Source organism: Pseudacidovorax sp. 1753 (assembly GCF_040544975.1).
Classification (GTDB): Bacteria; Pseudomonadota; Gammaproteobacteria; order Burkholderiales; family Burkholderiaceae_C; genus Xenophilus.
In genome coordinates this window covers 1-18459 of record NZ_JBEPKY010000009.1, presented here as the reverse complement: position 1 = coordinate 18459, position 18459 = coordinate 1, and the positions used below count along the sequence as shown (strand labels likewise).

Annotated in this window: 20 protein-coding genes; 12 read left to right on the top strand and 8 right to left on the bottom strand. The window is 68.1% G+C overall.

The window, feature by feature from the left end; all coding sequences use genetic code 11:
• Nucleotides 1-2: 2 nt before the first annotated feature.
• The 4 genes from ABIC63_RS12540 to ABIC63_RS12525 all read right to left on the bottom strand — a co-directional run bounded on the left by ABIC63_RS12540 (nt 3) and on the right by ABIC63_RS12525 (nt 4632).
• Entirely contained in the window at nt 3-1376 is a 1374-nt protein-coding gene (locus tag ABIC63_RS12540; RefSeq protein ID WP_354319996.1) for a phospholipase D-like domain-containing protein, read from the bottom strand.
• A 34-nt stretch (nt 1377-1410) separates the two neighbouring features.
• The gene (locus ABIC63_RS12535) at nt 1411-2517 is read right to left on the bottom strand and encodes a 5-methyltetrahydropteroyltriglutamate--homocysteine S-methyltransferase (protein ID WP_354319995.1); all 1107 of its coding nucleotides are present in this window, start codon (nt 2515-2517) and stop codon (nt 1411-1413) included.
• A 109-nt stretch (nt 2518-2626) separates the two neighbouring features.
• Nucleotides 2627-3583 (bottom strand): PDR/VanB family oxidoreductase, encoded by a 957-nt coding sequence (locus ABIC63_RS12530; RefSeq protein WP_354319994.1) that lies wholly within the window; start codon nt 3581-3583, stop codon nt 2627-2629.
• Entirely contained in the window at nt 3580-4632 is a 1053-nt protein-coding gene (locus ABIC63_RS12525) for a Rieske 2Fe-2S domain-containing protein (RefSeq protein ID WP_354319993.1), read from the bottom strand. Before ABIC63_RS12525 ends, ABIC63_RS12530 begins: the two co-directional genes overlap by 4 nt.
• 157 nt (nt 4633-4789) lie before the next feature.
• Here ABIC63_RS12525 and ABIC63_RS12520 point away from each other — a divergent pair, with 157 nt between their 5' ends.
• From ABIC63_RS12520 to ABIC63_RS12490, 7 genes are all read left to right on the top strand, one after another.
• Nucleotides 4790-5560 carry a GntR family transcriptional regulator gene (locus ABIC63_RS12520; RefSeq protein ID WP_354319992.1) on the top strand — a complete coding sequence of 257 codons (771 nt, stop codon included), beginning with the start codon at nt 4790-4792 and terminating at the stop codon, nt 5558-5560.
• 188 nt (nt 5561-5748) lie between these two features.
• Nucleotides 5749-6918: an ABC transporter substrate-binding protein gene (locus ABIC63_RS12515; RefSeq protein WP_294372604.1), complete on the top strand. Its 1170-nt coding sequence runs from the start codon at nt 5749-5751 to the stop codon at nt 6916-6918.
• Between the two features lie 275 nt (nt 6919-7193).
• Complete coding sequence (locus ABIC63_RS12510) at nt 7194-8066, top strand: branched-chain amino acid ABC transporter permease (RefSeq protein ID WP_294372601.1); 873 nt, start codon at nt 7194-7196, stop codon at nt 8064-8066.
• On the top strand, nt 8066-9055 hold the full coding sequence (locus tag ABIC63_RS12505) for a branched-chain amino acid ABC transporter permease (protein WP_354319991.1): 990 nt from the start codon (nt 8066-8068) through the stop codon (nt 9053-9055). The genes ABIC63_RS12510 and ABIC63_RS12505 overlap by 1 nt, the downstream gene beginning before the upstream one ends.
• Nucleotides 9052-9831, top strand: a complete 780-nt coding sequence (locus ABIC63_RS12500; protein WP_294372595.1) for an ABC transporter ATP-binding protein — start codon at nt 9052-9054, stop codon at nt 9829-9831. The genes ABIC63_RS12505 and ABIC63_RS12500 overlap by 4 nt, the downstream gene beginning before the upstream one ends.
• The gene (locus ABIC63_RS12495) at nt 9828-10544 is read left to right on the top strand and encodes an ABC transporter ATP-binding protein (RefSeq protein WP_294372592.1); all 717 of its coding nucleotides are present in this window, start codon (nt 9828-9830) and stop codon (nt 10542-10544) included. The genes ABIC63_RS12500 and ABIC63_RS12495 overlap by 4 nt, the downstream gene beginning before the upstream one ends.
• A 159-nt stretch (nt 10545-10703) precedes the next feature.
• Nucleotides 10704-11057 carry an H-NS histone family protein gene (locus tag ABIC63_RS12490; protein ID WP_017758504.1) on the top strand — a complete coding sequence of 118 codons (354 nt, stop codon included), beginning with the start codon at nt 10704-10706 and terminating at the stop codon, nt 11055-11057.
• 83 nt (nt 11058-11140) lie between these two features.
• Here the strand turns inward: ABIC63_RS12490 and ABIC63_RS12485 are convergent, their stop codons facing one another.
• Entirely contained in the window at nt 11141-12130 is a 990-nt protein-coding gene (locus ABIC63_RS12485; RefSeq protein ID WP_294372588.1) for an NADPH:quinone oxidoreductase family protein, read from the bottom strand.
• A 117-nt stretch (nt 12131-12247) separates the two neighbouring features.
• On the opposite strand from ABIC63_RS12485, the gene surE reads away from it, so the two are divergent.
• Genes surE through rlmD form a run of 4 tightly spaced genes read left to right on the top strand, consistent with a single transcriptional unit; the run spans nt 12248 to nt 16308 of the window.
• A complete protein-coding gene (surE, locus tag ABIC63_RS12480; RefSeq protein ID WP_017758506.1) occupies nt 12248-13012 on the top strand; it encodes a 5'/3'-nucleotidase SurE in 765 nt (254 codons plus the stop codon).
• Nucleotides 13009-13827, top strand: coding sequence for a protein-L-isoaspartate(D-aspartate) O-methyltransferase (locus ABIC63_RS12475; RefSeq protein ID WP_502935875.1), 819 nt, complete (start codon nt 13009-13011; stop codon nt 13825-13827). Before surE ends, ABIC63_RS12475 begins: the two co-directional genes overlap by 4 nt.
• Before the next feature lie 11 nt (nt 13828-13838).
• Nucleotides 13839-14726 carry a peptidoglycan DD-metalloendopeptidase family protein gene (locus ABIC63_RS12470; protein WP_294372584.1) on the top strand — a complete coding sequence of 296 codons (888 nt, stop codon included), beginning with the start codon at nt 13839-13841 and terminating at the stop codon, nt 14724-14726.
• Nucleotides 14727-14772: 46 nt separating this feature from the next.
• Entirely contained in the window at nt 14773-16308 is a 1536-nt protein-coding gene (gene rlmD / locus ABIC63_RS12465; RefSeq protein WP_354319989.1) for a 23S rRNA (uracil(1939)-C(5))-methyltransferase RlmD, read from the top strand.
• Between the two features lie 73 nt (nt 16309-16381).
• Here the strand turns inward: rlmD and ABIC63_RS12460 are convergent, their stop codons facing one another.
• Nucleotides 16382-17083 (bottom strand): Bax inhibitor-1/YccA family protein, encoded by a 702-nt coding sequence (locus ABIC63_RS12460; protein ID WP_354319988.1) that lies wholly within the window; start codon nt 17081-17083, stop codon nt 16382-16384.
• Between the two features lie 177 nt (nt 17084-17260).
• Here ABIC63_RS12460 and ABIC63_RS12455 point away from each other — a divergent pair, with 177 nt between their 5' ends.
• Nucleotides 17261-17668 (top strand): GlcG/HbpS family heme-binding protein, encoded by a 408-nt coding sequence (locus tag ABIC63_RS12455; RefSeq protein WP_114802402.1) that lies wholly within the window; start codon nt 17261-17263, stop codon nt 17666-17668.
• Between the two features lie 204 nt (nt 17669-17872).
• Here the strand turns inward: ABIC63_RS12455 and hemP are convergent, their stop codons facing one another.
• Both hemP and ABIC63_RS12445 read right to left on the bottom strand, forming a co-directional pair.
• Nucleotides 17873-18058 (bottom strand): hemin uptake protein HemP, encoded by a 186-nt coding sequence (gene hemP / locus ABIC63_RS12450; RefSeq protein ID WP_294372917.1) that lies wholly within the window; start codon nt 18056-18058, stop codon nt 17873-17875.
• Nucleotides 18059-18326: 268 nt separating this feature from the next.
• Nucleotides 18327-18459: biopolymer transporter ExbD (locus ABIC63_RS12445; protein WP_354320114.1), on the bottom strand; the 133-nt coding region annotated here is incomplete at its 5' end.

Here is an 18459-nt window from a genome sequence, read left to right as displayed (position 1 = left end):
CTTCAGAGCTGGAAAGCGATGGTCAGCAGCAGACCTTCGGCCACGTCGCGTGCGAGGCCCGGCCTGCGCGGTCGGTAAGGCTGCCCGGCCGCGGCCAGCGCCTCCACCCAGTCCGACAGCCACGCCACATCCTGCGGGTCGTAGAACACCGTCGCCGCCTCGTGGTTGAGCAGCAGGCTGCGCAAGTCGAGGTTGATCGAGCCGCACAAGGCCAGGTCGTCGTCCACCACCACCGCCTTGGCGTGGGCCATGAAGGGCAGCATGCGGAACTGCACGCCGGCCCGCGCCAAGTCGCGCATGGCGCGGCTGCGCACGAAGTCGGCCATTCGGTGGTTGGACCGTTGCGGGATGGCCAGGGTCACCTGCACACCGCGTCGCGCCGCCAGGCGCAAGGCGTCGCGCAGGCCGTCGCCCGGAACGAAGTAGGGCGAGACCGCCAGGATGCGGTGCTCGGCGCGGAAGCAGGCGCCGATCAGCAGTGACTGGGCTGTGTCCTCGGCCTGGTCGGGCCCGCTGGGCAGGAACTGCACCAGTCGGCCCTCGGTCACGTCCTCGATGGGCGGCACGGTGCGCGGGATTTCGTCGTCGACCGAGGCCCAGTCCTGGGCGAACTGCCGCGCGGCGGCCGCCGCCGCATCGCCCTGCACGTCGAAGGAGAGGTCGACCCAGGGTCGCTCGCCATCGTCCTTGCCGGTGAAGTACTCGCCCGCCAGGTTGCGTCCGCCGCTCCACAGCCAGCGGTCGTCGGCGATGGTGAGCTTGCGGTGGTTGCGCAGGTTGCGCGGCCCGCCGGCCCGCAGGCGCAGCAGCGGCCGGAACACGCGGACTTCACCGCCCGCGGCACGAAGCGCGTCGAAGTAGCGGCGCGGCAGCTGCAGTGCGCCGAAGCCGTCCAGCAGCACACGCACCTGCACGCCGGCCCGGGCGCGGGCGGTGAGCCGCTCGACCACCGCCTGCCCCAGGGGGTCGCTGCCGATGATGAAGGTGCACACGTCCAGCCGCCGCTCGGCGGCATCGATCACGGTCCACAGCGCCTCCCGCGCGGCCTCCCCGTCACCGTGGAAGTGCAGGGCGCAGCGGCTGGGCGGCGCCAGACCGAAGCTGTCGAGCAGTTCGGCGGCCCAGTGACCGGGCAGGGCGGCCCGCGCCGGCCGCGGCGGCACGGTGGGCCGCAGCTTGCGCTGGCCGAACATCAGGTAGGCCGGCAGTGCCAGGTAGGGCATGAGCAGCATGCCCAGCACCCAGGCGATGGCGGCGGTAGGCGCCCGTTGCTCCCGTCGGCCCCGGGTGGTCAGCACATAGACGAGCAAGGCCAGCGCGACGGCCAGGAAGTGCTCGGAGATGCTGGGCAGCCAGGGTGCGAAGGAGTGGAGCATGGGCCGAGCTTCGCATACCCGGCCCGCCTCGGACTCAGCTTCCCCAGACCTCCTGGGCGGTCTCGATCACGAGGCGCAGCTTCTGCCGCTGCGCTTCGACGGCGATGTTGTTGCCGTGCACGGTGGACGAGAAGCCGCACTGCGGCGACAGGGCCAACTGCTCCAGCGGCGCGTACTGCGCGGCCTCGTCGATGCGGCGCTTGAGGTCGTCCTTGCTTTCCATCTCACCGAACTTGGTGGTCACCAGGCCCAACACCACCGTCTTGCCCTTGGGCAGGAAGCGCAGCGGACGGAAATCGCCGGAGCGGTCGTCGTCGTACTCCAGGAAGAAGGCGTCCAGGTTCATCTCGGCCAGCAGGGCTTCGGCCACGGGCTCGTAGTTGCCGGCGGCGGCATGGGTGCTCTTGAAGTTGCCGCGGCACAGGTGCATGGCCAGCAGCATGCCTTCGGGTTTGTGGGCGACCACCTTGTTGATGAAGCCGGCGTAGCGGTGGGGCAGCTCGTTGGGGTCGTCGCCGCGCTGACGGGCGGCCTCGCGCATCTTCTCGTCGCACAGGTAGGCGAGGTTGGTGTCGTCCATCTGCACGTAGCGGCAGCCGGCGTCGTAGAGGCTGCGCAACTCGTCGCCATAGGCCTTGGCCACGTCGTCGTAGAAGGCCGGGTCCAGCTCGGGGTAGGCCGTCTTGCTGATGCCGGCACGACCGCCGCGGAAGTGCAGCATGGTGGGCGACGGAATGGTCACCTTGGGCGTGCAGCCGGCGGCCACCTGGCCCTTGAGGTATTCGAAGTCGGCGCGCTGGATGTCCTTGGCATGGCGCACCTTGTCGACGACGCGGATCACCGGTGGGGCCAGCTCCTCGGTGCCGTCGGCCTTCTTGACGGTGACCGGGATGTCGGTCTTGACGCCGCCCAGCTGCTCCAGGAAGTCGATGTGGAAGTACGTGCGGCGGAACTCGCCGTCGGTGATGCTCTTGAGGCCGACGTCCTGCTGGAACTTGACGATCTCGGCGATGGCCTTGTCCTCGACCTCGCGCAGCGCCTCGGCGCCGATCTCGCCTTTGGCCTTCTTGTCGCGGGCCTCGAGCAGGTATTGCGGGCGCAGGAAGCTGCCGACATGGTCGTAGCGGGCGGGCAGTTGCATGGTGTCTCCTGAGAGGGAAAAAAGAACGCCGCCCTGCGGGGGGCGGCGTGGGGATCGTAGCCGCTGACTCTGCTGGATCAAAGGGCCACGAAGCGGCTTGGGGCGTGCTTCAAAGATCCAGCACCAGCAAAGGCGTCTTCGACCGCGAGCAACACGGCGTGAACTGGTCGTTGGCCGCCCGCTCGTCGTCCGTAAGGTAGCAGTCGCGGTGGTCGGGCACGCCTTCGAGCACGCGCGTGATGCAGGTGCCGCACACGCCCTGTTCGCACGAGACCATGATCTCCACGCCCTCGGCGCGCAGGGCCTGCACGATGGTCTGGTCCTTGGGGATGCGGTAGGTCTGGCCGCTGCTGGTGAGCTTGACCTCGAAGGGCTGGTCGCCGCTGGTGTCCTGCGCGGCGGCGGCGAAGTACTCCAGGTGGATCTGCTGCGCCGGCCAGCCGTTGGCCTTGGCGGTGTTCACCACATGGTCGATGAAGCCGCCGGGGCCGCAGACGTAGATCTGGGTGCCGGGCTCGGGCGTCTTCAGCAGCTCGGCCACGCGCAGCTTCTGCGCTTCCGCACCATCGTCGTGGTGCAGGTGCACCTTGTCGGCGAAGCCGCTGGCGGCGATCTCCTCGCGAAAGGCGGTGCGGGCGGGCGAGCGGGTGCAGTAGTGCATCTCGAAGTCGGCGCCCCAGGTGGCCAGCCGCTGTGCCATGCACAGGATGGGCGTGACGCCGATGCCGCCGGCCAGCAGCAGGCTGCGCGGTGCGTCGTGCAGCGCGAAGTGGTTGCGCGGCGCGCTGATGGTGAGCACGTCGCCTTCCTTGACCAGGTCGTGCACGGCCGCCGAGCCGCCGCGCGAGGTGGGCTCGCGCAGCACGGCGATGCGGTAGCGATGGCGCTCGGCCGCGCTGTTGCACAGCGAGTACTGGCGCACCAGCCCATTGGGCAGGTGCACGTCGATGTGCGAGCCGGCGCCGAAGCCCGGCAGCGGGCGCCCGTCGGCGCTGACCAGTTCGAGCGCGACGATGCCCTCGGCCTCCTGCGACTTGCGCTGCACGCGCACCTGCAACGACGTCATGCCGCCACCGCCTCGCCCGCCGGAGCGCGCTCGGCCGCCAGCAGGCGGTCGATGATGCGGCGCGACTGCACACCGCCGGCGTCGATGTTGAGCATCAGCAACCGGCGCGCCGGGTGGGCCAGCAGCGAGCGTTGCTGCGCTTCGAGCATCTCGGTGTCCTCGGCGAAGACCATGCCCTGGTTCTCGCGGATCTGGGCGGTGAGCGCCTCGTCCTTGACGTTGAAGTTGCGCGCCATGCCCCAGAAGTACCAGTGCGAGGTCTCGGTCTCGGGCGTGATGAAGTCCACCACGATGCTGTAGACCTTCTTGTCGGCCGGCGCGTGGTAGCCGCCATGGCCGGCCAGGGCCACGCCCACTTCGATCATGACGTGGCTGGGCGGGGTGAAGCGGCAGACCTGCCAGCGGTCCACCGGCTGGTCGTCCGGCAGGCCGTTGCCGCGCAGGTTGGCCTGCCAGAAGGGCGGCGCCATCACGTTGTCCATGAAGCGGCTGGTGACCACCTGCTCGCCTTCGGTCTTGGTGGTGACCGGCGTCTCGTCGATCTCCTTCTGGCCGATGCTGGTGCTGTGCACGTAGGTCTCGTGCGTCAGGTCCATCAGGTTGTCGATCATGAGCCGGTAGTCGGCCTGAATGTGGTACAGGCCGCCGCCATAGGCCCAATCGGGGTTCTGCGCCCATTCCAGGTGGTGGATCTTGGCGGTGTCGGCCTGGGCCTGGTCGCCGGGCCACACCCAGATGAAGCCGTAGCGTTCCTCGACCGCGAAGGGCTTGATGCACGGGAAGCCACCGACGCGCTGGCCGGGCATGGAGACGGTCTTGCCTTCCTCGCCCATCACCAGGCCGTGGTAGCCGCAGACCAGCTTGCCTTCGCACACCTGGCCCAGCGACAGCGGGGCGCCGCGGTGGGGGCAGAAGTCTTCCAGCGCAACGACGCGGCCACCCTCGCCGCGGTAGAAGACGATGCGCTCGCCGCAGATGGTGCGGCCGAGCGGCTTGTGGGCGATCTCATCGGGGGTACAGGCCACGTACCAGGCGTTCTTGGGATACATCGGGGGTCCTCGGGAATCGGCTTGGGAATGGCGCGATTATGGAAAGCGACTTTAGCGATGTATACAGAGATGTCGCTCAAATGGCGTGAAACCTAGGGAAAACCACGAATAAGTGTTTTGATCTTTGTCGCAATGTATACAGCTAGACTCCCGCCTCATGCCAGAAGCCGCACTCTCCCACGCCGCTGACGCAGGCGCCTCCCAGGCGGTGCGCGCCCAGCTGCGGCTGCGCGAAATGATCCTCGCCGGCGAGTTGCCGCCCGGCGAGCGCGTGGGCGAAGTGGCCATCGTCGAGAAGCTGGGCATCTCCCGCACGCCGATCCGCACCGCGCTGGTCCGGCTGGAGCAGGAGGGCCTGCTGCAGGCCCTGCCGCACGGCGGCTTCGCGGTCCGTTCCTTTTCCGAGCGCGAGGTGTCCGACGCCATCGAGCTGCGCGGCACGCTCGAAGGCCTGATGGCCCGCCTGGCGGCCGAACGCGGCGCGGCGTCGGCGTTGCTGGCCCAGGCCGACGAGAGCCTGGCCGACATCGACGCCGTGCTGGCCCGCCCGCGGCTGGACGATGCCGACTTCCTGCGCTACGTGGAGGCCAACCAGCGCTTCCACCGCCTGCTGGGCCAGATGGCCGACAGCAGCGTGCTGCAGCGCGAACTGGAGCGCGCGGTGCAGATGCCCTTCGCCTCGCCCTCGGGCTTCGTGGTGGTGCAGGCCAATTCGCCGCAGGCGCGCGACATGTTCATCGTGGCGCAGGACCACCACCGTGCCATCCTCGAAGCCATCCGCCACCGCGAAGGCGCACGCGCCGAGGCGCTGGTACGCGAGCATGCGCGCATCGCGCAGCGCAACCTGCGCGCGGCGATGCGCGACCGCGAGGGCCAGCGCCTGCCGGGCGTGGGCCTGATCCGCCCCGATGCGCCGCGTTCGGTCTGAGCGGCCGGGAAGGACGCCAGCCATGAAAGGTACCGTCTCGGTGTCTGTTCCCATGCGGTCCCTCACGGCACGGTCCACAATCGCCGGCGCGTTCGGCGCCTTGCCCGCTCCAGCCCGTTCCCACTGACGGAGCCTGCGGTCGCCGATCTCTCTTCTTCTACTTCTTTCTGACCCACGGAGACTTCTTCATGCAAAAGCGATTGTTCGTTCAGGCCACGCTCGCGGCCGCGGCCCTGGCCAGCGCCCCCGCCTGGGCGCAGGGCACGCCCTTCAAGATCGGTCTCATCCTGCCGATGACCGGCCAGCAGGCCTCCACCGGCCGCCAGGTCGAGGCCGCGGCCCGGCTGTACATGGCGCAGAACGGCGACACCGTGGCGGGCCGCAAGATCGAGCTGATCGTCAAGGACGACACCGGCCTGCCCGACGTGAGCAAGCGTCTGGCGCAGGAGCTGGTGGTCAACGAGAAGGTCAACGTGCTGGCCGGCTTCGGCCTCACGCCACTGGCCCTGGCCGTGGCGCCCATCGCCACGCAGAGCAAGACGCCGCAGGTCGTCATGGCCGCCGCCACGTCGAGCATCACCGAGGCCTCGCCCTTCATCGTGCGCTCCAGCTTCACGCTGCCGCAGGTGTCGGTGGCCATGGGCGACTGGGCACCCAAGAACGGCATCAAGAGCGTGGTCTCGCTGGTCAGCGACTACGGCCCGGGCAACGACGCCGAGAAGTTCTTCACCGAACGCTTCCAGCTCAACGGCGGCAAGGTGATCGAGAAGCTGCGCGTGCCGCTGCGCAACCCCGACTTCGCGCCCTTCCTGCAGAAGGTGCGGGACGCCAAGCCCGATGCACTGTTCGTCTTCGTGCCCTCCGGCGCGGGCGCGGCGGTGATGAAGCAGTTCCTCGAACGCGGCATGGACAAGGCCGGCATCAAGCTGATCGCCACCGGCGACGTGACGGATGACGATCAACTGGCCGACATGGGCGATGGCGCCCTGGGCGTGGTCACCTCGCACCACTACTCGGCGGCGCATCCGTCGGCACTGAACAAGAAGTTCGTCGAGGCCTTCGAGAAGGCCAACAAGGGCATGCGTCCCAACTTCATGGCCGTGGGCGGCTATGACGGCATGCGCGTGATCTATGAAGCCCTGAAGGCCACCGGCGGCAAGGGCGACGGCCCGGCGCTGCTGGACAAGATGAAGGGCCAGATCTTCGAAAGCCCGCGGGGCCAGGTGCTGATCGATGCGCAGACCCGCGACATCGTGCAGGACGTGTACCTGCGCAAGGTCGAGAAGAAGGACGGGGCGCTTTACAACGTGGAGTTCGACGTCATCAAGGCCGTCAAGGACCCGGGCAAGGCCAAGTAACTTGGCTCGCCCCCAGGCTGCGCGGCCCTGAGGGCCGCTCCGCCAACCCCCTGCCGGGGGCGACACCGGTGGCCCGGCAAAGCCGGTTCCACGGTGTCTTGCGGGGTACCGGGTTCTTTTGAACTCTAGGGTGCGCGGCGATTGCGCTTTCTATTGACCGCTTTCCCGCAGGCCGAGCGCGTGTGTTCGGCCATGTTGTTCCTTGTGGCTTGGCCGGCTTGGCGCCTCCCGTACACCCAGCCTCGCCCTCTCATTCCTCTCTCGATGCGGCGCTCATGCTGACTATCCTGTTCGACGGCATTGCCTACGGCATGCTGCTATTCGTGCTCGCCGTGGGGCTGGCGGTGACGCTGGGGTTGATGAACTTCATCAACCTTGCCCACGGCGCCTTCGCCATGGCGGGCGGCTACATCACGGTCTATGCGATGCAGAAGCTGGGACTGCCCTTTCTGCTGTGCCTGCCGCTGGCCTTCGTGCTGACGGCGCTGATCGGCGCGCTGCTGGAGCGCACCCTCTACCGGCCGATGTATGGCAAGCCGCACCTGGACCAGGTGCTGTTCTCCATCGGCCTGGCCTTCATGGCTGTTGCGGGCCTCGACTACTTCGTCGGCTCCTCGCAGCAGAACCTGCAACTGCCCGAGTGGCTGCGCGGACGCACGGAGGTCGGCGATGGCGCCCTTCTGCTGGGCATGGGCCATTACCGCCTCTTCATCATTGCGGTGTGCGCAGTGCTGGCGGTGGTGCTGCAGCTGGTGCTCACGCGCACGCGCTTCGGCAGCCGCCTGCGTGCAGCGGTGGACGATCCCACCGTGGCCGCCGGCCTGGGCATCAACGTGAACCAGGTCTTCCTGGCCACCTTCGCGGTCGGCTCGGGGCTGGCGGGCCTGGGCGGCGCGCTGGGCGCCGAGGTGCTCGGCATGGACCCGACCTTTCCCCTCAAGTACATGATCTATTTCCTGATCGTGGTGGCCGTGGGCGGCACCTCGTCCATCACCGGCCCGCTGGCGGCGGCGCTGCTGCTGGGCATCGCCGACGTGGCGGGCAAGTACTTCATTCCCAAGATGGGCGCCTTCACGGTATACCTGCTGATGATCCTCATCCTGATGTGGCGCCCGCAAGGCCTGTTCACGCGTAAAGGAGGCAAGTGATGGCCGGCCCGCTCAACACTGGCGCCGACTGGCGCGCTCCGCTGCTCGGCCAGGCACGCTGGCGCTGGTGGGAATTCCTGCTCTGGGCGCTGGCCTTCGCCGCGCCGCTCGCGCTGCCGCAGCATGCGCTGATGGTCAACGAGATCGCGATCGTGGCGCTGTTCGCCATGTCGCTGGACCTGGTGCTGGGCTACACCGGCATCGTCTCGCTGGGTCATGCGGCCTTCTTCGGCTTCGGCGCCTATGCCGCGGCGCTGTTCGCCAAGCTGGTCATGCCCGACCCGACCGTGGGCCTGGTGGTCGCCACCGTGCTGGCCGGGCTGCTGGGCCTGGCGGCCAGCGTGACCATCCTGCGCGGCAGCGACCTCACGCGCTTGATGGTGACGCTCGGCACGGCGCTGCTGCTGCTCGAACTCGCCAACAAGCTCGACTGGCTGACCGGGGGCGCCGACGGCCTGCAGGGCGTGGTCATGGGCCCGGTGCTCGGGCTGTTCGACTTCGACCTCTACGGCCGCGTGGCGGCCTGGTATTCGCTGGCGGTGGCGCTGGTGCTCTTCCTGCTCATGCGGCGGCTGGTGCATTCGCCCTTCGGCGCCACGCTGATGGCCATCCGCGACAACCGGCTGCGGGCCATGGCCATCGGCATTCCGGTCACCTCGCGCATGTCGGTGATCTACACCATCGCCGCTGCCGTCGCTGGCGCTGCGGGCGCACTGCTGGCACAGACCACGGGCTTCGCCTCGCTCGATGTGCTGGCCTTCGACCGCTCGGCCGACGTGCTGCTGATGCTGGTCATCGGCGGCGTGGGCTGGCTCTATGGCGGGGTGGCGGGCGCCATCGTCTTCAAGCTGCTGCAGGACACGCTCTCCAGCGTCACGCCGCAGTACTGGATGTTCTGGATCGGCCTGCTGCTGGTGCTGCTGATGCTGGTGGGGCGCGAGCGCCTGCTGCGTCCGCGGACCTGGTTCCGGAAGGGAGGTGCGGCATGACGGCGACCTCTCCCGAGACTCCCGAGATCGTGCTCGAGGCCGAGTCGCTGGTGATGCGCTTCGGCGGCATCACCGCCACCGACCATGTGTCGATGCGCCTGGCCAAGGGCGCGCGCCATGCGCTCATCGGCCCCAATGGGGCCGGCAAGACCACGCTCATCAACCAGCTCACCGGCGTGCTCACGCCCAGCGAAGGGCGCATCCGGCTGCTGGGCGAGGACATCACCCGCCTGGCGCCGCACCGGCGCGTGACGCGCGGATTGGTGCGCACCTTCCAGATCAATCAGCTCTTCGACAGCATGACGCCGCTGCAGACGCTGGCCCTGGTGGTGGCGCAGCACCGGGGGCAGGGCGCCCGCTGGTGGCAGCCGCTGGGCCGCGATGCGGCGGTGGCCGAGCGGGCCGGTGAGCTGCTGAGCCAGTTCCACCTGGCCGATGTGGCGCACACGGAAGTGCGTCACCTGGCCTACGGCAAGCGCCGCCTGCTGGAGATCGCCATCGCCCTGGCCTGCGAGCCGCGTGTGCTGCTGCTGGACGAGCCGGTGGCCGGCGTGCCTGCCGGCGAGCGCGAGGAACTGCTGCAGACGGTGGCCGCGCTGCCGGCCGATGTCTCCGTCCTGCTGATCGAACACGACATGGATCTCGTCTTCAGCTTTGCCAAACGCATGACCGTGCTGGTCAATGGCGCCCTGCTCACCGAGGGCACGCCCGAGGAGATCGCGGGCGACCCGCGGGTGCGCGAGGTCTATCTGGGCCAGACGGAGGTGCACGCATGAGCGGCCCGACGAATGCGCTGTTGCAGATCGAGGGCCTCAGTGCCGGCTACGGCGAGGCGGTGGTGCTCAACGATGTCTCGCTGTCGCTGGGCGAAGGCGAGACGCTAGCCCTGCTCGGCCGCAACGGCACGGGCAAGACCACGCTGATCAACACCCTGGCCGGCGCCACGCGCCAGCATGGCGGACGCATCCTGCTGGGCGGCCAGCCGCTGCACACGCTGCCGGCCTACCGCCGTGCGGCGGCGGGCGTCGGCTGGGTGCCGCAGGAGCGCAACATCTTCAAGTCGCTCACCGTGCACGAGAACCTCACGGCGGTGGCGCGCCCCGGCCGCTGGACGCCGGCGCGCGTCTACGAGATGTTCCCGCGCCTGGCGGAGCGCAAGGGCAACCTGGGCACGCAGCTGTCGGGCGGCGAGCAGCAGATGCTGGCCGTGGGCCGCGCCCTGGTGCTCAATCCGCGGCTGGTGCTGCTGGATGAGCCGCTGGAAGGCCTGGCGCCAATCATCGTGGAGGAATTGCTGCGCGCCATTCGCCGGCTGACCCGCGACGAAGGCCTGACGGCCATCATCGTGGAACAGCATCCGCAAGCCATTCTGGCGATTTCAGACCGGGCGGCGGTGCTGGACCATGGTTCGGTGGTCCATCGTGGCGCTGCGGCCGAATTGCTGGCGCAGCCTGTTCTGCTGGATCGCCTGTTGGGGCTGGCCCGCTGAGAGGGCCCGGGCGGGTGCCCGGCACCGACGCCGTTATTGGGATGCGAATACCCTTGTAGTCCGGGGGTATTCAATTCGTGCGCGCCCGCCGTGGCTTGTGGCGTTCAATTCTTGAATTAGAATTCGCGAACTGCTTTCTCAATACAAAGGATTCGAGCAATGGCAACTTTGGCAGAGATCACCGCGCAGATCCAGCAGCGGGACCAGGAAATCGCGGAATTGCGCCGTCAGGCCGAGGAACTGCGTAGCCACGAGCGCGCTGGCGTGATCGAAGAACTTCGCAAGAAGATCGCCGAATACGGCATTACCGCTGCTGACCTCAAGCTGAATGGCCGCGGCGCCGCTACGGGCGCCAAGCGCAGCGTTTCGGCCGCTCCGGCCAAGGCGGCCGCGGTCGTCAAATACCGCAGCCCCACCGGCGAAACCTGGTCGGGTGGCCGCGGTCGCAAGCCCCGCTGGGTGACCGAGGCACTGGCCGCTGGCAAATCGCTGGACGAGTTCGAAGTCAAGTAAGCAATACACCGCTGCACTTGCTGCAGCGTGAACAAACAAAAATCCCGCGCGCTGCGCGGGATTTTTGTTGACGGGGCGCCGATCTATGGGTTCACCATCACCAGCTTTCCCTTGACCCCACGCGAGCCCATGTGGGCGTAGGCCGCCTTCAACTCGTTCATCGGCATCGTGCGGTCGATCACCGGCTTGATCTTGCCCTGGGCGTACCAGCCGGCCAGTTCTCCCATCATCCGGGCATTGGCCTTGGGCTCGCGCCGCGCGAAATCGCCCCAGAACACACCGACCAGCGATGCGCCCTTGAGCAGCGTGAGATTCAGCGGCAGCGAAGGAATGGGCCCCGAAGCAAATCCCACCACCAGATAGCGTCCGCGCCAGGCGATGGAGCGAAATGCCGGTTCGGCGAAATCGCCGCCCACCGGGTCGTAAATCACGTCGGGCCCCTTGCCATCGGTGGCGTCCTTGATGGCATCGCGGAAGCCCTGGGGCAGCGCATGCTGGCTGTAATTGATGGTCGCATCCGCACCGATGCTTTTGCACAGCGCGCATTTTTCGTCGGTGGAAGCCGCTGCAATGACGCGCGCGCCCGCCGCCTTGGCGATCTGGATGGCGGAGGTGCCGACGCCGCCTGCGGCGCCGAGCACCAGCACGGTTTCACCCGCCTTGAGCGCGGCGCGATCCATCAGTGCGTGCCAGGAAGTCGCATAGATCATGATGAAGGCGGCCGCGTCCACCATGTCGAATTGCGGCGGCAGCGGCATGCACATGGCTGCCGGCGCCAGCGTGTGCGTACCGAAGCCGCCCGTTCCGGAAAGGCAGGCAATGGGCTGGCCGACCTTCAGGTGGGTGACTCCTTCGCCGACGGCCTTCACGATGCCCGCATATTCGGAGCCGGGCACGAAGGGCAGCTTCGGCTTCATCTGGTATTTGTTCTGCACGATCAGCAGATCGGGAAAGTTCAGGCTGGCCGCCTTGATTTCCACCAGCACTTCGCCCGGACCGGGCTGCGGCGTGGGCAATTCCTTCCAGGTCAGCGCGTCGACGCCGACCGGGTTTTCGCAAAGCCATGCGTGCATGGAATCAGTCTCCGTCTTCATTGAGGCGCAGGCATGATAGGGGGCCGCCTCGCGGCGTTCTTGTCTCTGCGGCGACCCCGTGCCCGTGGGGCTTCGCCTCCTAAAATCCCGCCGCCCATGAAGATCCTCATCTCCAACGACGATGGCTACCAGGCCCCCGGCATCGTGGCCCTGCACGACGCGCTGCGCGAGGTGGCCGATGTCGAGGTCATCGCCCCCGAGCACAACAACAGTGCCAAGTCCAACGCCCTGACCCTGGCGGCGCCGTTGTACGTGCACCGTGCGCACAATGGCTTCCGCTACGTCACCGGCACGCCGGCCGACTGCGTGCACATCGCGCTCAAGGGCCTGCTGGACTACCGGCCCGACCTGGTCGTCTCCGGCATCAACAACGGCGCCAACATGGGGGACGACACCATCTATTCGGGCACCGTCGGCGCGGCCATGGAGGCCTACCTGTTCGGCATCCCGGCAATCGCCTTCTCGCAGACCGAGAAGGGCTGGGCCCACGTCGACGCAGCCGCCCAGGCTGCCCGGCGGCTGGTGGAGCGCATCCAGCGCGAGCGCATGCACGAGCAGCCGGCGTGGCTGCTGAACGTCAACATTCCCAACCTGCCGGCCGAGTCCCTCAAGCCGATCAAGGTCTGCCGTTTGGGCCGCCGCCATGCGGCCGAGAAGGTGATCACCCAGCAGAGCCCCCGCGGCGAGACCATGTACTGGATCGCCGGCGCGGGCGGCGCCAAGGACAGCGGTGAAGGGACCGATTTCCACGCCACCGCCGCTGGCCATGTGGCGGTCACGCCGCTGCAGATCGATCTGACCGACCACGCCAGCCTGGGCGAGTGGCGCGAGGCCGTGCGCCGGCTCGACGCCAGCGACTGAGCCGGACCGACGCAGGAGTCCCGGTGCCGCAGCCTCCACGTTCCCGTCCCACCTTTCCCGTCACCCTCGACCGCGCGCCCGCGCCAGCGGCGTCGACACCTCTGCGGGCCAAGCTGCCTGCGGTTCCGCCGCCGCCACTCAGTGCCACCCCGGCCATGGCCTCCGATGCGGTCCGCCAGCGCATGGTGCGTCGGCTGGCCGCGCAGGGCATCGCCGACGAGCGCGTGCTGCAGGCCATGGGCGCGGTGGCGCGGCATGCCTTCGTCGATGGCGCCCTGGCCGCGCAGGCCTACGAGGACACCAGCCTGCCCATCGGCCTGGGACAGACCATCTCCAAGCCGAGCGTCGTGGCGCGGATGGTCGAACTGTTGCTGGCGGCCCCGGCGCTGGCCGACCAGCCGCAGGCACGGCTGGGCCGGGTGCTGGAGATCGGCACCGGCTGCGGCTACCAGGCCGCTGTGCTCAGCCACGTGGCCCGCGAGGTCTACAGCATCGAGCGGCTGCGCGGCCTGCATGAGAAGGCGCGGGCCAACCTGCGGCCCCTGCGGCTGGCCACCGTGCATCTGCTGCTGGGCGATGGCATGCAGGGCTACCCGGCGGGCGCACCCTACGCGGGCATCATTGCGGCCGCGGGTGGGGCCGACCTGCCGGCGGCCTGGCTGGACCAACTGGCACCGGGCGGGCGCATCGTTGCTCCAGTACAGTCTGGAAATGCGGGCCAAGCACTTGTCATCATTGACAAAACGAACAGGGGGGTTGAGCGCCGGTTTCTTGAGGCCGTCAACTTCGTGCCTCTAAAATCGGGAATTGCATGAAGGAAAGACATATGCAGGGTTCTGGTCGCTGGCACAGGCTGGCTTGGATGGGCGCTGCGGCGGCCTGCGTCGTGCTGGCGGGTTGCGCCTCTTCGCGTGGACCGGCCCCGGTGGAAGATCGCGCGCCCGTGAGTGGGGTGGGCGCCGCGAGCCCGGCGGCGTCGGGACTGCCGACCACGGACGCCAGCGGCAAGCCGCTGCCCGGCATCGAGAACCTGGGCAAGCCGGGTTACTACGCCGTTCGCCCGGGCGACACCGTGCGGCGCATCGCGCTGGATACCGGACACAGCTGGCGGGACATCGTCCGCTGGAACAACCTTGACAACCCCGACCGCATCGAAGTGGGTCAGGTGCTGCGCGTGGTGCCTCCCGTCGCGGGCGCGCCCCTGGTGCCGCCGCCTGCCGTCGCGGGTTCGGGCGCAGGCGCCGTGCCGCCGGCGACGACCACTCCGGTGCCCCCACCGGTGGTGGCCGGCGCGACGCCTCCTGCCAAGCCGGCGGGCAATCCGCCCGCCGCGGGCGGCGAGGATGACCTGGGGTGGATCTGGCCCGCCCAGGGCGCCTTGATCGCCGGCTTCGACGATGCCAAGAACAAGGGCTTGGACATCGCCGGCCGCGCCGGCGATCCGGTGCTGGCGGCGGCCGATGGCAAGGTGGTGTACGCCGGCGCCGGCCTGCGCGGCTACGGCAACCTGATCATCCTCAAGCACAACAACACCTTCCTCACGGCCTACGCGCACAACCAGGCATTGCTGGTCAAGGAAGACCAGTCGGTGCAGAAGGGCCAGAAGATCGCCGAGATGGGCAGCAGCGACGCCGACCGCGTGAAGCTGCACTTCGAGATCCGCCGTCAGGGCAAGCCGGTGGATCCCTCGCGCTACCTGCCGGCGCGGCCTTGAGCAGGCGCCGGCCGTCCCCATCAGGGCGGCCGGCGACAATCGGGGGATGACGGATTCCCTCGACAACAAGGACACGCTCCCCACGTCCCCCGCTTCTGCCGACGCCGCTGTGCCCGCTGGCGTCTCGGCCGCTTCTTCCTCTCTCCTCGACCTTCCCGTGCCTCCCGACCGGGCGGCCAGTGCAGCGCTCGAGCCGGGCTGGCTCGCCGTCGAATCGCTCGACCTGGAGGCCCAGGGCGTCGCCCGACGGGAAGACGGCAAGGTCGTCTTCATCGATGGCGCGCTGCCCGGCGAGATCGTCCGGGCCAATGTGCACCGCAAGAAGAACAACTGGGAGCAGGGCCAGCTCACCGACATCCGGCGCGAGTCGCCGTTGCGCGTGCGGCCGGGCTGTCCGCATTTCGGCCTGCACGCCGGCGCCTGCGGTGGCTGCAAGATGCAGCACCTGCACGCCTCGGCCCAGGTGGCTGTGAAGCAGCGGGCCCTCGAAGACAACCTGTGGCACCTGGGCAAGGTGCGGCCAGACACGCTGCTGCGGCCCATCGAGGGCCCGGCTTGGCACTACCGCTACCGCGCCCGCCTGTCGGTGCGCTACGTGCAGAAGAAGGGCACCACCCTGATCGGTTTCCATGAGCGCAAGAGTCGTTACGTGGCCGACATGGAAATCTGCCCCGTGCTGCCGAAGCCGGTCAGCGACATGCTCGTGCCGTTGCGCAGGCTGATCGATTCCATGGACGCGCGGCTGACCTGCCCCCAGATCGAGGTCGCCTGCGGCGATGCCGCGGGCACCACCCGACTTGGCGTCATCGCCCTGGTACTGCGCCACCTGGAGCCGCTGGGTGGAACCGACGGGGACCGCCTGCGCGCCTTTGCCGCGGCGCATCCCGGTGTGCAGTGGTGGCTGCAGCCCAAGGGGCCGGACACCGTCCACCTGCTCGACGAGGCCGTGCCTGACCTGGCTTATGAACTGCCTGAATTCGGCATCACGATGCCCTTCCGGCCCACCGACTTCACCCAGGTCAATCCGCACATCAACCGGGTGCTCGTCTCCCGCGCCCTGCGCCTGCTCGACGTGAAGCCGGAGGAGCGCGTGATCGACTGGTTCTGCGGCCTGGGCAACTTCACCCTGCCGCTGGCCACCCAGGCACGCGAAGTCCTGGGCATCGAGGGCAGCGAGACGCTGGTGGCCCGTGCCCGTCACAACGCGGCCGGAAACAGGCAGGCCGCGCAGCGGCCCTGGGGCAAGGCGGATTTCGTCGCCCGCAACCTGTTCGAGATGACGCCCGAGATGTTGGTGGCGGACGGGTATGCCGATCGCTGGCTGGTCGATCCGCCGCGCGAGGGCGCCTTCGCGCTGGTGAGGGCGCTGGCCGACCTGCATCAGCAGCCTGAACTGCGCACCGGGGGCTGGACGCCGCCCCGGCGCATCGTCTACGTCAGCTGCAACCCGGCCACGCTGGCGCGCGACGCGGGCCTGCTGGTCCATCAGGGCGGCTACCGCTGCAGCTTTGCCGGCGCGGTGAACATGTTCCCGCACACGGCACACGTCGAGTCCATCGCCGTCTTCGACCTGGCAGATTGAGAGGGGCGGATCGTCCAAAAGCAAAGGGGCCCGCGTGGGCCCCTTTTTCCGTTTCAGTGCGCTCGGACGGGCGTCAGTCGCGCTCGCCTCCGAAGATGCCCAGCAGGGCCAGCAGGCTCTGGAAGACGTTGAACACGTCCAGGTAGAGCGCGAGCGTGGCGCTGATGTAGTTGGTCTCGCCGCCGTCGATGATCTGCTTCAGGTCGTACAGCATGTAGGCCGAGAAGATGCCGATGGCCGCGACCGAGATCGCCATCATGCCGGCGCTGGAGCCGATGAAGACATTGATGATCGAGCCGACGAAGAGCACCAGCACGCCCACGAACAGGAACTTGCCCATGCCGCTCAGGTCCCGCTTGATCACCGTGGCCAGCGAGGCCATCACGAAGAACACGCCGGCCGTGCCCGCAAAGGCGGTCATCACCAGCTCGGAGCCGTTCTTGAAGCCCAGCACCATCGCGATCAGCCGCGACAGCATCAGTCCCATGAAGAAGGTGAAGCCCAGCAGCACGGGTACGCCAGCGGCCGAGTTCTTGGTCTTCTCGATGGCGAACATGAAGCCGAAGGCACCGGCCAGGAAGACCACCAGGCCGAGCCCGCCCGTGAGCGCGGCTGTGATGCCGGTGGCCACGCCGAGCCAAGCGCCCAGTACGGTGGGAATCATGCTCAGCGCGAGCAGCCAGTAGGTATTGCGCAGAACGCGGTGGCGCTCTGCCTGGGGCAGCACCTGGCCGTAGCCGGCCGGTGTGTCGAAGGTGGGGGCTCTGTCGCTCATGGCAAAACTCCTGAAAGGGTTGAGGGGACTGCTTGACTGGCAGTTGCAGGTCATTCTAGGGAAGATCAAGGGAAGCGCCGGCATATCCGGACGGCGCGTCGCCCTTTGGAGCCATGGGGTCTTGCAGGCGCACGGGGGTGCGGGGCGCATGGGACGCATCCTGTATTCTTCGGCCCCATGAAGACCAAGCACTTTCTCGAACTCGAAGACGTCAAGAAGATCGCCGCCGCTGCCGAAGCGGAAGCCGTCAAGAACCAATGGGCCGTGACCATTGCCATCTGCGACGACGGCGGCCACCTGCTGTGGCTGCAGCGCCTGGATGGTGCCGCGCCCGTGTCGGCCCACATCGGCCCGGCCAAGGCCCGCACGGCCGCCCTCGGTCGTCGTGAGAGCAAGGTCTATGAAGACATCATCAATGGCGGCCGCACCGCCTTCCTGTCGGCGCCCACGGTGGACGGCCTGCTCGAAGGTGGCGTGCCGATCGTCAAGGACGGCCAGGTGATTGGCGCGGTGGGCGTCAGCGGCGTGAAGTCCAACGAGGACGCGCAGATCGCCAAGGCGGGCATCGCGGCCATCGGCCTTTAACAGGACTGCCGGCGGCCTTGGCCGCCGCGCCCATGAAAAGCGCCCCGCCGGGCAATGCTGGCGGGGCGCTTTCGTTTGGACATCAAGACGCGTTCAGCGCAAAAAAAGGCGTGGCTGGTCGAACACTGGCTGGCCAAAAACGACCCTTGGAGAGTCAGATCTCCTCGAGTCGCCCCACGATGAACGGTCGGGGCAGACGCTGCATCACTTGGTCAGGATGAGCTTGCCGAGTTTGGTGGCCTGTAGGCGATAGAGCGAGCCGTTGTGCAGGATACCGATGGTCTTCTGGCCCTTGAGCAGCTCGCTGCTTTGCAGCAGTTGGGCCGGGGAGGGGGTGATGTGCGCCGATGCGCCGCTGCCGCCCTGGTCGAGCGAAGGATGGCTGAGCACTTTCTGGGAATGCGAGGACTGGGCTTGCACGGGATGGACCTTTCGAATCGGATCGGCGAAGCGGATGAGCAAATGATAACGATTCGCACTTATAAAAGCAATCGTCGTCATGAGTTTTTTTGAAGGCGAACCGCCAGCGGGTCCGGCCGGCTCGATTCGGCCCGGGGCGGCCGCCCGCTGGGGTCGCTCTTGGAGGCGCGCCAAAGAACAAGCCGGCTGCTGCCGGCTCGTTCAGGATGCGCCCGCCTTTCGGACGGGTCTCAGGAAGTTACTGCGGCGTCGGATCGGTGATGAAACCGATCTTGTGCACGCCGGCCTTCTGGGCGGCGGCCATGGCCGTGGCGACGCGTTCGTAGCGCACGTCCTTGTCGCCGCGGATGTGCAGTTCAGGCTGCGGATCG